Origin of the sequence: Polaribacter sp. L3A8, from assembly GCF_009796785.1 — a bacterium.
Taxonomy (GTDB): Bacteria; Bacteroidota; Bacteroidia; order Flavobacteriales; family Flavobacteriaceae; genus Polaribacter.
Genome location: NZ_CP047026.1, coordinates 3,885,885 through 3,900,876 on the forward strand (window position 1 = coordinate 3,885,885; position 14,992 = coordinate 3,900,876).

General features: G+C 28.2%; 14 protein-coding genes and 1 other RNA gene. 6 read left to right on the forward strand and 9 right to left on the reverse strand.

What is annotated here, in order from left to right; genetic code table 11:
- Positions 1 to 86 precede the first annotated feature (86 nt).
- The 4 genes from GQR92_RS16100 to GQR92_RS16115 all read left to right on the forward strand — a co-directional run bounded on the left by GQR92_RS16100 (position 87) and on the right by GQR92_RS16115 (position 5,945).
- Positions 87 to 1,886 carry a reverse transcriptase/maturase family protein gene (locus tag GQR92_RS16100; protein WP_158841311.1) on the forward strand — a complete coding sequence of 600 codons (1,800 nt, stop codon included), beginning with the start codon at positions 87 to 89 and terminating at the stop codon, positions 1,884 to 1,886.
- 222 nt (positions 1,887 to 2,108) lie between these two features.
- Positions 2,109 to 3,113: an IS30 family transposase gene (locus GQR92_RS16105; protein ID WP_158838205.1), complete on the forward strand. Its 1,005-nt coding sequence runs from the start codon at positions 2,109 to 2,111 to the stop codon at positions 3,111 to 3,113.
- Positions 3,114 to 3,152: 39 nt separating this feature from the next.
- Positions 3,153 to 5,057 carry an ATP-dependent nuclease gene (locus tag GQR92_RS16110; protein WP_158841313.1) on the forward strand — a complete coding sequence of 635 codons (1,905 nt, stop codon included), beginning with the start codon at positions 3,153 to 3,155 and terminating at the stop codon, positions 5,055 to 5,057.
- 186 nt (positions 5,058 to 5,243) lie between these two features.
- Positions 5,244 to 5,945 carry a hypothetical protein gene (locus GQR92_RS16115; RefSeq protein WP_158841315.1) on the forward strand — a complete coding sequence of 234 codons (702 nt, stop codon included), beginning with the start codon at positions 5,244 to 5,246 and terminating at the stop codon, positions 5,943 to 5,945.
- Between the two features lie 182 nt (positions 5,946 to 6,127).
- Here GQR92_RS16115 and GQR92_RS16120 read toward each other — a convergent pair whose 3' ends face one another.
- The 9 genes from GQR92_RS16120 to ssrA form a co-directional block, all read right to left on the reverse strand.
- On the reverse strand, positions 6,128 to 6,589 hold the full coding sequence (locus GQR92_RS16120) for a hypothetical protein (RefSeq protein WP_158841317.1): 462 nt from the start codon (positions 6,587 to 6,589) through the stop codon (positions 6,128 to 6,130).
- Between the two features lie 3 nt (positions 6,590 to 6,592).
- Positions 6,593 to 7,453 carry a relaxase/mobilization nuclease domain-containing protein gene (locus GQR92_RS16125; RefSeq protein ID WP_158841319.1) on the reverse strand — a complete coding sequence of 287 codons (861 nt, stop codon included), beginning with the start codon at positions 7,451 to 7,453 and terminating at the stop codon, positions 6,593 to 6,595.
- The gene (locus GQR92_RS16130) at positions 7,425 to 7,757 is read right to left on the reverse strand and encodes a plasmid mobilization protein (protein WP_158841321.1); all 333 of its coding nucleotides are present in this window, start codon (positions 7,755 to 7,757) and stop codon (positions 7,425 to 7,427) included. Before GQR92_RS16130 ends, GQR92_RS16125 begins: the two co-directional genes overlap by 29 nt.
- 118 nt (positions 7,758 to 7,875) lie before the next feature.
- A complete protein-coding gene (locus GQR92_RS16135) occupies positions 7,876 to 8,727 on the reverse strand; it encodes a toprim domain-containing protein (RefSeq protein WP_158841323.1) in 852 nt (283 codons plus the stop codon).
- Positions 8,728 to 8,937: 210 nt separating this feature from the next.
- Complete coding sequence (locus GQR92_RS16140; RefSeq protein WP_158841325.1) at positions 8,938 to 10,152, reverse strand: primase-helicase family protein; 1,215 nt, start codon at positions 10,150 to 10,152, stop codon at positions 8,938 to 8,940.
- A gap of 317 nt (positions 10,153 to 10,469) precedes the next feature.
- A complete protein-coding gene (locus GQR92_RS16145) occupies positions 10,470 to 11,357 on the reverse strand; it encodes an IS3 family transposase (RefSeq protein ID WP_158842018.1) in 888 nt (295 codons plus the stop codon).
- 8 nt (positions 11,358 to 11,365) lie between these two features.
- Entirely contained in the window at positions 11,366 to 11,677 is a 312-nt protein-coding gene (locus tag GQR92_RS16150; protein ID WP_158838313.1) for a transposase, read from the reverse strand.
- A 152-nt stretch (positions 11,678 to 11,829) separates the two neighbouring features.
- Entirely contained in the window at positions 11,830 to 12,465 is a 636-nt protein-coding gene (locus tag GQR92_RS16155) for a hypothetical protein (RefSeq protein ID WP_158841327.1), read from the reverse strand.
- Between the two features lie 312 nt (positions 12,466 to 12,777).
- Positions 12,778 to 13,171: a transfer-messenger RNA gene (gene ssrA, locus GQR92_RS16160) on the reverse strand.
- Positions 13,172 to 13,391: 220 nt separating this feature from the next.
- Between ssrA and GQR92_RS16165 the strand changes: the two genes are divergently transcribed.
- Together GQR92_RS16165 and GQR92_RS16170 are read left to right on the forward strand one after the other, a co-directional pair.
- Positions 13,392 to 14,597 carry an NAD(P)-dependent oxidoreductase gene (locus tag GQR92_RS16165; RefSeq protein WP_158841329.1) on the forward strand — a complete coding sequence of 402 codons (1,206 nt, stop codon included), beginning with the start codon at positions 13,392 to 13,394 and terminating at the stop codon, positions 14,595 to 14,597.
- Positions 14,597 to 14,824 (forward strand): DUF3820 family protein, encoded by a 228-nt coding sequence (locus GQR92_RS16170; RefSeq protein ID WP_158841331.1) that lies wholly within the window; start codon positions 14,597 to 14,599, stop codon positions 14,822 to 14,824. Before GQR92_RS16165 ends, GQR92_RS16170 begins: the two co-directional genes overlap by 1 nt.
- The last annotated feature ends 168 nt before the right edge of the window (positions 14,825 to 14,992 follow it).

The window sequence follows — 14,992 nt, forward strand, 5'->3', positions numbered from 1 at the left end:
GGACTTAAAAAAATGACTTCATTTATGTGTCAGTATCAATTGTCGTGTGCAAGCACAAACAGGAACCTTTTTTCTTATTTTTATTTATGAAAGATTTTTCTACATATTTTACAGAAAGAGCAATTGTAACTCACATTTGTAAACTACGTGTGAAAATTGCTAAAACACGTAACAAAAAACATCTAATTCACCTTTTAACTGATTCTGATAGATATAACTACCATAACAATGAATTAAATATTGTTGATAAAAATGAATTTTCAGAATACCAATTTGAATTAAATACTCAATTAAGTGAAATTCTTCCTCCACGAAAAAGATGGGTAAAACTTGGTTATAAATCAAGAATGAATAGGAATGGAACTGAAAAATTAACTTCAAATGATAAAAATTACTATTCAATATTAAAAACGATTAAACTTTACAGAAAAAAAGCTCCTCAAACGAAATGGCTTCTAGAGCTTGATAAGTTTGTAAAAGATATTCAATCAACAATTAAAGAAGATGATTTCAATATAAAAAAGCCTCTTATTTTTCCAAAATTAAAGGAAGAGTTTATTTCTGAAATTGACATTAATAAATGTAGGCCTATTTCAATGTTTTCTCTTAAAGAAAGAATAATTTTGAGTATTTCGAATAATTTTTTAACTAATCTCTTTGATGGGTATTTTGAAGATTCATCATATGCTTTTCGCTCAAAAAAAAATAAAGAAGGAACATCTGTGATTTCACATCAAGATTGTATAAGAGACATTGTTGAGTTGCAAAAAACAAATAATTATAAAGATCAATTTGTTGTTGAATGTGATATGGAAAAGTTTTATGATTCAGTAAATCATAAAATCGTAAAAAAATTATTTAATATTTTAATTGATAAATCAGAAGTAGATAATCCAAATTTTGATTTCAAAATTGTGAAACATATTTTTAATGAATATTTAAATTGTTATGCTTTTAATATAAATGTACCATTAGCAAAAGATACTAAGTATTGGAATAGTTATAAAATTCCAAACGGCGAATTTGGCTGGGTTAAGAATCGATTAATAGAATTAAAATACTATTCAGACATTGAGAAAGAAAGAATTGGAGTACCTCAAGGTGGTGCTTTATCAGGTCTAATAGCAAACATAGTATTAAATGAAGCAGATAAAGAATTATTAAAAACAGATGTGTTTTATATTCGATTTTGTGATGATATGTTAATAATACACGAGGATAAAAATAAATGTGAGGAAGCAAAAGCTATTTATAAAAAATCTTTAAGAGAGTTGAAATTAGTTCCACATAAATTTGTAGATAAATTAACAAAACAAATAAGTCCAACAAAATTTACATTTCACCCATTTTGGCATACGAAATCGAAGGGGGCGTATAAATGGGGGGCTATTGAAAATAATGGATTTCCTTGGATTACTTTTGTTGGTTATGAAATTCATCATAAGGGAAATATTCGGGTGAGGAAAAAATCATTAGAGAAGGAACTTAAAAAGCAAAAAAAAATAGTAACTGAGGTTAAAAAAGCAATCGAACATGGACAAAGAAAAGTTAAAGGGGCTGTAATTCAATCTGCAATAAATAGGTTAATTGGAATGTCAGTTGGAAGAATTGGATTAAATAATTATGAAGAAGTCTCAACAGATATGTGTTGGAAAAATGGTTTTAAAGAATTAAGTATTAATAAAGATTCAATAAGGCAAATTAAAAAGTTAGACAGAAATCGAAGTAAATTATATTATGATCTATTCAAGAGTGTAAAGGAACTTGAAGAAGTAAATGGAGAAGATGAAATCAATAAAAATACAAAACGAGAAATTATTTTTTATGACAAACCTTTTAGTTACTATTATCAAATATTAGAACGAAATAAAAATAATAAGAGTTAGGTATAAATCTTAATTTTGTTGATATCAACAAAATTAACAAAATCAGAAAAGAGATTATATTTAAATACCATTATTTACCTTATTGTAATTATTAAAAACAAAAATAGACGGTGCATTTAAAAGAATTTTACATTGATAATTTTAGAGGTTATAGGAAATTTAAAATTAAAGCCCTCCATTCAATAACTTAACGCAACAAATCTAAATTAATAGATTTGTAAAATGGAATTAAAAAAACATAGAAGATTAACTTTAAAAGAAAGAGTGATTATTCAGACACTTTTAATAGAAAAAAAGTCAAAATCATACATCGCTAAAAAACTAAAAAGAGCACCCTCAACAATTACAAGAGAAGTGAATAAATGGGTGCAGAAAAAGGAAGATAATTACGATGCTGAACTTGCTCATTGGTGTGTTAAAGAAGATTATTTAAACAAAAGAAACTTAGATAAAATAAGTACATATTCTCTACTTAAATTTTTTGTCTATAGAGGCCTTTTGTCAAACTGGACACCTGAACAAATTTCAGGAAGACTCAAAGAGCTGTATCCTAATGATCCAATAATGTCTATTTCTCACGAAGCTATTTATAGACATATTTACACAAGACCACAAGCACGTTTAAACAAAAAATTAATCAAACTATTAGTACGTAAAAAAACAAGACGTAGAACCCCTAAAAAAAGACGTGGTGGCGGATCTAAAATAATAAACCAAGTAAGTATTGACAATAGACCACAGCATATTGAACTTAGAAATGAAGTCGGACATTGGGAAGGTGATTTAGTCATTGGAAAGAACCATAAAAGCGCTATTGGAACTATAGTAGAACGCAAAACTAGATTTACTTTAATTGTAAAATTAGAGTCCAAAAAAGCAGGTGAAGTAGCCAATGAGTTTTCTAAAATATTAAACAAATTAAATCCTATTTATAAAAAAACAATGACTTACGACAACGGAATTGAAATGGCTAGACACGAAAAAATTACTCAAAATACGGGAATGAAAATATACTTTGCTCACCCCTATTCTTCCTGGGAAAGAGGAACAAATGAAAATACGAACGGACTCATTAGAAGGTATCTGCCAAAGGGAACTAATTTTAATGAAATTGACATTAATCAACTCCTAATTATTCAAGAAAAATTGAACAACAGACCTCGAAAAATTATTGGTTATAAAACACCTAAAGAAATGATGGATTTAGAACTTAAATTTGTAGCTTAGTAACATCAAAAAACATAAACGTTTTGTTGCGTTACAACATTGAATCCAAGAGCTAATAGTAATACCAATATACTAACAGGTGTTAATAACAGTGGGAAAACAACAATTCTTGAAGCTATTTCACTTTGGAATGAAATTTTTAGCAAACTAGTTTTTCAAGCTCAAAAAAGCGACGGTAGCCTTGGGATTTCTTCAGGAGACTATAGGTTAGGTAGAAAAAATCAAAACTATATAGATTATAGAGATATTAATTCTGTAAGAAGTTTCGGTTATAAAGATATTTTTTACAAGTTAGATGATAGTAAAATTATAAAACTATCTGCAACGATATTTATTGATGAGGCGAATGATTTAGAAATATGCTTTATAATGAAATTAGCAAATGGAAATAATTATAATGTATATCTTGATAAACATGATGATTTTAATTTTTCAAAATTCAATGAAGTTTTCAGTACTTTGCCAGAAAGTATAGGGTGTTATTTTTCTACACCTGTAGCAACAATTTCCTCATTTGAAGAATTTGCAATTACACCAAAAATAGAAGAAGGAATTAAAATTAGAAAATCTTCTTTGTTTTTTAGAAATAGACTTTTTAAACTATATAAATATGGTGATTTTGAGGGTTTCAAAAAGGTTTTGTCTAAGATTGTTTACAATGAATTCGGTCTTATTGATTTTAAAATCAACGGAGATATAAGTAAAGATATTTACATTTTAATAGACGTAAATCTAAAAGGTACTGGATTTAGAAATATATCTCTTCTAGGTAGTGGTACTATACAAATTATAGAAATACTTCTTCATATTTATGAGTCAAATAAAGAGTTAAATATTATTTTACTAGATGAACCCGACAGTCATATTCATAGAGATATTCAAAAAAGATTGCTTAATTTTTTGAAAGATAGTGAAGTCCAGGTTTTTTTAACTACGCATAATGAATCATTGATACGAAGTGCAAATCCTAATAATTTATTTTTTATAGATGACACTGTTTCTAATGAAGAAGATACAATTATCGAACCCGTAGTTAAAATTAAGTTACCACAAAGACAAATTGGTATAGAAAACTCTCATCATTCTAAAATAATGAATCAAATTGGAAGTGAAACATCTTTAGATATTTTAAATGCTCTTGAAGCAGATAAAATTATTTTTGTTGAAGGTGTAGGTGATTCAGAATATATTCAGAAGTTAATGGAAGTTAAAAATATTGACAAAGAATGTGTTTTTTGGTCTTTTAGAGGTTTAGATAATTTATTGAAAAGGATAAAATATTATAAGGAATTTTTTGAAAGCTTAGGTTCTAATCAATCTATTTGGGATAAATGTTCTATAGTCATAGATGCTGATTTTATGACGGATGTCCAGAAAGAAAAATTGAAATTAAAACTTGAAAGTAAACTTAAGATACCTGTTTTTATATGGAAAACTTATACAATTGAGGGAACAATTTTACTTGATATTAACAAGTTAGAACAACTGATGAAAAATGAATGTACCAAACAAAATATTACAGTAACACAGCAAACTGTTAATAGTAAAATACAAGAATCCTTAGATATTTTAAAGGAACAAAAATTGACATCGTTAGATCAGGATGAAAAATTTTGTGTAAAAGTAACAGGTCAAATTGAAAGTCGAATTAAAAATTTACATGAAAATTTAGATATTCAAAGAAAATATATATTCGATAAGATAACGCTTATCGAATCTTTTAATCATTATCGAATTTTTGCAAAAAAAGAACTAGATGCTAATAGAGTTTCTCACATATGTGATAAAGATGACGTAGAAAAAATACTTAAGTTAATTTTTAATAATTTAAATATAGAAAAAGACCCTTTATTTAGTAATTATTTTTCTTTTATCTTTAACACAATAGATTCACATTTTATAAATAGTGAATGGGATGAGTTATTGGAGTTTATATCCGAATAAAAAAACTACTCTGTATTCTATTAAATATAGGATACAGAGTAGCTTTTTTATTCGTCATTTAGGCAGAGATTACCTTCTTAATATATGTTGGCAACAAGCTAAAAACCGAAAACTATCGAACAGAAAATCGACCACATCAGAATAAAAGATTTATTTTGGATTCATATAAGACCACATTTATGGAGTTTGGGATTTAAAGGAATTCCCGAAAATCAACATTTCACATTTGCGAAAAATAGTGATTCTGGAATTAACTTTCACATTACAAAAAATATCTTTGATCCAGAAAATCCGAATAAAAAACCATTTATTCCAATTTTAGAAATTGATAAAGAAGTCATCACATCAGATCCAGATTCACTTGCATTATCATTAGTTTTTGGAATGCTTACTGAAATTAATATTCTGGAAAAATCTGAATTTAACTACTTAAGCTTTGAGGAATTAAATAAAGACAAATCTTTTGGAGAGAACAACGAAGATTTTTTTAAAACATTTGAGGAAGTTTCTAAAATAACCAAAAAAACAAGATTGAAAGTAAACGAAGGTTGGACTGACAAACTTTTGGAAGTAACTCAATCTGAAAAAATGATTAATTTAATAAATGAAAATACTAAAGAAATTGAAAAAACGGAATTAAAGGATATTGAAGCAGGAATTTTAATTAACGAAGAAGAATTATTACACGTGATTAAAATTTATGACAAATGGTATGAATTCTCAACAAATAAAAAACCAATTGAAATTTTCAAGAACATAATAGACGAAAAACTTGCAAAATTTATTTGGTATAATATTAAGCGTTCAATTATTATTTTAAAATCAGTAAATTCTTGGAAAGAAACAGAAAATAAATTTGAACCTATAAAAATAATTCTGAATAAATAAAAGCCTGTTGCCAACACCGTGTAAAAAAAATTGCTTGTTTTAGCTTACTTGCGAAAATCCTCTCGGATTTTCTTGGTTTGTGTTTTATTTACTAACTTTAGTGCTTAAACCCGCAACTTTTCCTACACAACAACGTTGTAGCTAATAAAAACTAAAAGTATTTGAGTAGTGTACCTTTAGTTTTATTTCTTAATATATTTATCACGTTCTTTTTTAGGTATTTGCTGTAATACGTTTAAATAATAATCTCTTTCTTTTCTGACTTCCTTTAGTTCGTTGTAAGTATTAATTTTAGAGGAGAAAAACACAAAACTAATACAAAGTAAAGAGAACCCAATTAAAACATAAATAACGCTATTAGGTAGCCTTAACTTACTTTTGCTTTTTAATTCTGAAATTTCATCTAAAAGACTTTTATTATGATTTAAAAACCTATGTTGGTTTTGTTGAAATTCTTCTATAATTATTTTCATATCAGAAACATCAGGCTTTTCAACTTTTAAAACCGAACCACTAACTGTTTTTATCTGTTCTGTAATGTTTTTAGCTGTGCGTTCTATAGCAATATTTGTTTGCTCTAATTTACCGATGTTTTTAATTAATATTTCAGCGATTTCTTGTGTACTTATTCTATTATTTGCCATATTTTAATGTCTTATACCTTTTGATTTTTTTTTGATTATTTCTTTAGTAACGTTAACGGCTAATTTTGGAATGCTCACGCCAACATCTAAAGCTTTAGAAAGTGGTTTAGCCTTAGAGATGTTTTTAAGTTTAGGTACATCCGTTTTTAAACCTGTACGTGATAAGCTCATATTTTTATGAACTTGCGTAGCCTTTAAATCAAAGCCTTGATGTTTTACTCTAAAACCTTGAATTTTATTCTGCTTGGTTATTGTTGAATTCACTTCAACATCTTTTAATTTCATCTGTTTAATATATTCATTAAAATCTCTTGGCTTTCCTATTTGCATAACTTCGTTGTGCTTATTGTATATATGTTGTCGAATTTCTTTTAGATTCACTTTATCTAAAATTTGTTGATTTTTCTGTATATCCTTTGCATTTACTAACCCTCGTTCTTGTGCTATTTCTTGCGCTACTCTTTGTGCCTTTTTTCCTATAAAATTATCTTTAAAAGCTTTTCCGTTTTCGTTAATTCGATTGCAATACACGTGTACGTGGATTCTGCCGTTTGGCGGCGTATGTTTAATAGCTACATATTGATGTGTATCTAGTTCCATTTTTTTCATAAAGTCTTTTGTAATACTTCTTAATTGCTCGTTATCTAGTTTCTGAATATCTTCTGGACTTGGTGAAATAATTATATTGATATTGTTGTTGTTACATCTTGAGTTTTGTTCTTGGTATATTTTAAATTCGTCTTCTAATTCTTTTCCGTTTTCAGCAACTATTCCGTGTTTTTCTATGACTTCGGCTTGGTCTTTTCCAAGAGCATAATTATATCCACTACCACCACTACTTACTGATGTTGCTTTTCCTACCATTTCGTAAATCTCTTATATATCTTAATTCAACTTTTATTTCTTGTGCTACTTTTCTAATTTCATTTGAAAAATGAGGGTCTTTATGTTTGAAATAATTAGCTAATCTTTCAAAATCATTATTAAAACGGGTAAGGTTTTTATACACCTTTTCTTCTTCTTCTGAAAGAGCATAATTTATCCTTTTATTAAAAATTGAATTTCTGCAATAATCAGAAATAGTAAGATTTGTTTTTTCTGCTCTATGTTTTATAGTTTCACTTTCAAGGAGTGTAACTCTAAACCTTAAAATGATTTCTTTATTCATTAAATTTCTTTTTTAAATTTTTGACCAAAGGGAGAAAATCGAGTGGGTTTTTGGGGGTATGAAAATATGAGGGACGAATTATTTTTGTAGCCACAAAGACACATCTCGCATTCCACCGCTATAAACTTTTATTGTTTTTTTGTTGTAGGTATATATTTAAGTCTTTAAATTTTTTGTAATGAACTCTATAATCTTCTACTTTTACATTTGAATATTTACATATAATATTGAATGCATTATCTGCGGCTTCATCATTATCAAAAAAGCATTTTATTTTTGAGTAACCTTCAATTAATTCAAATGTTTTTTTAATCAAAGAAGTAGAATTTAAAATGATAAAGTTCTCTTCTGGGATATGTTTTTTTAGTGTTAAATAAGAAAGGAAATCAGACCAAGATTCAAATAAACAAATTACATCAGAATTATTATTTATAGTAGTAATAGATTTTTTACCCAAGCAACCTTTAAAGGATTTATTTCTAATTTCCCATCCTCCAAAATCATTCATAAAACCAATACCATAATATTCTTTTATAGAATCGAAAGAATAGTGAACTTGAAACAAAAATTGCTTAGCAAATTCAATATTTATTTTTCTGGAATTTAGATAATCAATCAAATTGAAATGAGACAGTTCTGCTACTTTTGTAATTGAATAATTCGATTTTTCAGGAATAGTAGTTTTTTCTTTTTGCTGATGAAAGGAAAAATTATTTGAACTTAATATTTCTAATGATTTTTTAATGTCACATTGATGTAATTTCATTACAAAATCTAATATATTGCCGCCACAGCCTTCTCCAAAGTCATACCAGATATTGTTGTGATTGTTTATTTTTAGTGATGGGGTAGTTTCGTTTCTAAAGGGAGATAAAAACCACGTATCGTTATTTGTTATTTTTTTAGGTGTAAAACCTAATTTTTTAAAGAATTCAATTAATTTTATTCTTTTTGCTGTATTACAGTTCATAGTATGTTTTTTTTTGATGATTTGATGAGTTGTAATGGAAAACCCTTGTATTCATTAAGATTTAAAACGCATCACTAATTCATCTTTTCATCAGGTTATTATAAAGTTTTTCATCAGTTTCAAATAATGATGAGCTATTGATGAATATTTGATGAGAGTAATTATCTATTTATTTACTATTGTTTATTAGTCAATAAGTTATAATCATCATTAACTCATCAATTCATCAAAATTTTCCTTTAAAAATTCTTTAGTAATTGTAAAATAACGAGCCTTACTACTAATTGTAGCCATAGTAATATCACCATCGCTATGGAAATAGAATTTTTTATATGATAAACTGTTATCTGCAATGGGTAACTTCCATTTTACTTTTAATAACTTTCTTAGCTCGTTACTGTTGGTTAAAAACCTTCTTTTTAGTAATACGGATAAAATATCATCAGTAGTAAACTTTACTTCATCTAATTCAAATTTGTCAATAATTGTAATCAAAATACTGGCTATCTCACTTTCCAATTTATTACGACTATTCTTAATTAATTTAGCAAGCGCAGGAGTATAGATTTGTTTACGAGTAAACCACATCCTTGTTTTTCTTTCATTAGCAAATTTTCTATTAAGAATAAAGTATAGAAAAGCAGGGATTTCATTTGTAAGTTTATTTAGTAAATCAATATCATCAACTATTATTTTAGGTACTTTACGAACCCAAAACCTAATTTCATCTGCGTCAATTTTAATAAAGTTGTCTTCTTTATTACTGCACATAATAAATTTGCCAAAGAATTCTACTTCAATTTTTTCTTTACCTTTTGCCTCTATTTTATTCTTATCAGAAGTTGATAGGTATTTAATTCTCTCGATAATTTCTTCTTTTTGAAAAAAAGCTTCGTCAAGTCCTAAAATAAGTTTGTTCCCCCAATCTAAATTGAAATTACTATTTAGCGAGTGACTGTCTAAGTATGACATATTGTTAGAAAATACTTCCTTAAGATATTTAAGAAATGTACTTTTTCCTGTAGCACGTTCGTTACTAACCAAACATAAAATAGGGAGTATTTGCAAAGGGTATTCGTATAATATTTTTAAATAATCAAGACCTATTTCTATTTGTTCTCCAAAAATATGATTGAAAAACTTTAAAGTGTTTTCAATCTCTCCTTTAATCGGTTTGTATTTAAGTTGTGAATAGGTATTGTAGAAGCCTTTAATCTCTTTTGAGAAATTAATATGGTTAGGATAACAGACGCTTCCATCGTATTTGGGTATTTTTCCTAAATAATTTCTGTTATGATCTTGAATAATGGTGTTTTTGTCCCATCGTATTAGAACTTCTACTAACTGACCATTAAGAGAAGGGAATTGTACAATTTTATAATATGTTGTGCCAATTCTTAAGTATTGTTTAGACCTATCTATCATTTTCTTTTGTATTTAAATTCTTTCAATGTTTGGTCTTCATTGAAAATTTGAAAATGATGTATGCGTTTTTTTCGAGGACCGAAACTTTCCGCTTTTATGAATTCAGAGTTTACATAATTTCTGATACTCTGGTAATCTACGTGTAATAGGTCTGCAACTTGTTGATATGTGTAATACTTGTTACTAAAATCTTCTTTAGGAGCATTTTTTATTTCGAGAACTATATTTTTTAGTTCTGAAAGTTGATTGAAAATATGACCAAATGGGTGTTTTGACCCCTATAAAACAAGAGTAATCTTTTAAATTTCGATTATTGGTTAAGCGGTTAACTTTTTCATTCTAATAAGATGTTCATCTGCATTCCATTTTTCCATTGGTGTTATACGTCCTAACAAGCCGTGAAGTCTTCTATTATTATAAAATTTCACGAAGCGTTTTAGTATTTGCTCTATTTCTCCAAAATATTGGTAGTCCCACCTATTAAAGACTTCTTTTTTCAATATTCCATGATAGGCTTCTATATGTGCATTCTCTTCTGGGGTTGCTACGTGTGTAAATTCTTGTTGCACTCCAATGAGACCTAAATATTCACGTACTTTTTTTGCTATAAACTGGCTTCCATTATCACTTCTAATGACCACGTTTTGAGGGTAGTCATAATTTTCAAACAACTCAGAAAGTAGCGCTATAACGTGATTTTGTTTAATAGTAAAAGAAAAATAGTCTTTTACTATTCTTCGAGTGTGAACGTCAATAACTGATAGTAAATAAGCATTCTTTCCTACACTTGGTATCCAAACCATCTTTATATCCATCTCCAGGCATTCTAAAGGTCTAGAAGTTTGCACCTTTCTAAACTTTACAAACTTGCGTCCAGAACCACTTCTATCTATCCTATTATCAAGTTTCAACAAGCCTTCTTCCTTCATAATTCTATACAACTTTTTATGATTGATAGTGTAACCATCTCTAGTTAAATAGCTGGTCATTAATCGATAACCACAATCTATAAACTCGTGCTTTAAAATCTCTTTTATAGACACAACTACAGCGTCTTGTAATACAAAACCTTTAGTCTTGTGGAAAGTCTCTTTAGATGGCTTATTTCCTTTTTTACCGCCACTAGGTTCTCTATAATAGCTACTCGATACAATACCAACCATCTTTATAATCTTAGCCTTAGAGATTTTATGTTTGTTATAAATAGTGTCTACTAGATCTTTCTTGGATCGGACGTCCCAAACTTTTTTTTTAAAAGCTCACGTTGCACTTCAAGCTCGATTTCTCTATCACTCAGCAATTTTCGTAACACTCGATTCTCTTCTTCAGCTGCTTTAAGTTCTTTACTTTTAGTGTCATAGGTAACTTTTAAACCTGCTTCTCCTTTGTGCTCAAACTTCTTTTTCCAACTATAGAAAGTGCCAGTACTTACGCTGTATTTTCGGCAGGCCTCAACGATACCTATTTCTTCGGAAACAGATAGTATTTCTAACTTCTGTTCTAAAGTCCATTTCTTGTATTTCATATCTCAAATATATTAGTTTTGAAATTTAAAATATCACTCCGAACTTATTGGGGGCTAAAATAATGGGTCTGTATAGTTTGCATTCATAATCTATAGTTTTTTATGTTATGAGTGCAATTTTAGCTAATAAAGCATATAAGAATTAGTTCGAATTAATTCATTTTTTGGTTCTTTTTTAGTTTATCTAAAAAAAGTATAATATCCTTTTCGTTTGCTATATCAGTATCTTGTTTTAAAACATCAATATAATCTGAATTTTTATCCTCTCTAAGAAAGATTTCAAAATTACTTATTTTATTAAAAGTGTTTTTCACTACATCTGTACTAACAAGTGTTTTGTAAAGGTTAGATTCTTTCTTTATTATTTTATTATTTCTATCTGTATAATTAAAATATTCAAAAGGAGTTTTCTTAAACTTATCTAAAATCATATATTTTACAACTATTAAGTTGTATTCAGATTTAGCTTTCTTCTTTATTAACTTTGTTTGTTTTGTGTTTTCTCTTGATTCACTATTATTTTTTTCTAAATCAATAGAATGCTTTTCCTCAATCATAGAAAAAATAGTTTTCAAACTAACAAAAAAATCTCCTCTTTTATCTTTTACAACATTGTTCGCAAAGACTTCTTGTTTACTTTCAAAAAAATCATTTGTATATAAAGTATTTTCTTTTTTTAATCTATTAAAATAATCAGTAATAATATCATAGCTTATATCACAATATTCTTCTAATGTATTTATCTTTTTACGATATGATATTAAATCCTCAATGAAAGGGTGCTGCATTACGAGACTTAAAAAATTAAGTTCATTTTTATTATCCCAATGAATTATTTGATTTTTGTTAAAAGGAATTGAATCAAAAGCAAAATAGAATCTTTTATTAAAGTATTGTTTGCTATCAGAGTAAAATTCTCGTTGAATAAAATTATGTAGTTTTAAAAATTTTGTTTTCATATTAAAGAATAACTTATATTGAACAATAAAATTAGTAAATTTGAATCATAGAAACTACAATAATTTGAAGTAAATATATTGTCAACGACTATGTCAACGCAAATAAAAAACCCTTACAAACACTAGGTTTATAAGGGTATTTTGTGGAGACGCCGAGAATCGAACTCGGGTCCAAACGAGCAGCCAAAAGGCTTTCTACATACTTAGTTCTTTCTTAATTTTCGACTAAAAGTTGATTAAGAACAATCTGCTTTTAGCTTAACTTCTTTAGTTTCAAAAACCCTCCGAAGTACCAGGTTTTCTATATTTACTTTTACGATATCCAAAAGTGAAACGCCGTAAATCAGGGCTTTCCGTGGACATAAAGCTTGCACACCTAGTGTGCCGAGGCCAATCCTACTGTGATTCGGATTAAGCAGCTAAAGCGTAGTTATCTTCGCCGTTTAAAAAGTTGAAATTAGGTTTAACGAGTGTTATTTCATAACTCGGTATGCTTACAAATTCACTGTCCTCGCTGTCAAAACCAGTCGTCCCCGTTTTAATAGTTTGTGCGTTACCACGAAAAAAAATCGTGGTCAGGCTTTCCGTTATATCTTTTTAATGAAAAATTAAAAAGGATGTCACTTCAATCCTTAACGCGGTCTGCAAAAGTATAAAAAATACAGTTGCTTATCACCATAAATTCTAATATCTTCGAGCAAATATTATACCAATCCTACAGAACTTGTTTCAAGGTCTCTAAAAACACTAAAATTATGAAGTTTGGCATTATAAAAGAACGTAAAAACCCACCAGATAGAAGAGTTGTTTTTTCACCAGGAAAGCTACAAGAATTTAAGAAAAACTATCCGGAAGCGGCTATTAAAGTAGAATCTTCAGATATTAGAGTCTTTTCTAACGAAGCTTATAAAGCTGCAGGATTAGAGGTAACTGAAAATGTGTCAGACTGCGATGTTTTATTTGGTGTCAAAGAAGTGCCAATTGAGGCTTTAATCAACAATAAAAAATATTTTTTCTTTAGTCACACTATTAAAAAGCAACCCTATAACAGAAAATTGTTATTAGCTATTCTAGAAAAAAACATAGAATTATATGATCATGAAACGATTGTAGGTGAAAACGGAATGCGTTTAATTGGTTTTGGTCGTTATGCAGGTATTGTTGGTGCTTACAATGGTTTTAGAGCAATAGGTTTAACAAACGAAACATTTAATTTACCAAAAGCAGCAACGTTAGATAGCCAAAAAGAACTAATAGCTGAATTAAAGAAAATAAAATTACCAAACATAAAAATTCTTTTAACAGGAAACGGAAAAGTGGCTTACGGAGCAAAAGAAATGTTAGATGGAATAAATATTAAAGAAGTTTCTGTAAATGAATATTTAAACAACTCGTTTAACGAGCCTGTTTACTGTTTGGCAGATGTGTTAGATTATAACAAGCGTAAAGACGGACAGATTATTGATAATTTCGATTTTTATGAGCATCCTGAAAATTACGAATCTGATTTTATGCGTTTTGCAAAAGTAACAGACTTTTTTATTGCTGGTCATTTTTATGGCAACGGAGCACCTTATTTATTTACAAGAGAAGATGCAAAAGCCAAAGATTTTCATATAAAATTTGTGGCAGACATTTCTTGCGATGTAGATGGTCCTGTTGCTTCAACTTTAAAAGCATCAACCATTGCAGATCCTATTTATGGTTACCATCCACAAACGGAGTCTGAAGTTAGTTTTAAAAACAAAGATGCTATTGTTGTAATGGCAGTAGACAATTTACCTTGTGAATTGCCTAAAGATGCAAGTGAAGGTTTTGGAGAAATGTTTTTACAAAACGTAATTCCTGCTTTTTTTAATAACGATAAAGACGGCGTTTTACAACGTGCAAAAATGACAGAAAACGGAAAATTGACCCCACGTTTTTCTTATTTACAAGATTATATTGAAGGAAAAGAATAATGATTCAAGACAGACAGTTTCTTATCGATTTAGCAAAAATGAAAATGCCTTTTGGAAAATACCAAGGCAGATATTTAATCAATTTACCAGAACATTATATAGTTTGGTATAAAAATAAAGGCTTCCCTAATGGAAAATTAGGAAAACAAATGGAATTGGTTTATGAACTGCAACTAAATGGATTAGAAGATATTATTAGAAAAATTCAACAAGATTTTACTTCATAAATAATGTTTTTTGGTAGAAAACTGTTTATCTGATACGGTGCAATCTTGCATTATGTGTTAGGTTATACATTGATGCGAGGTACAAAATCTGTGTAATTCGATACAATTTTGTTGGTAATAACTGCATCCGCAGAAAGATTTGAGGTAGCTTGTATTGTCATAAAAATT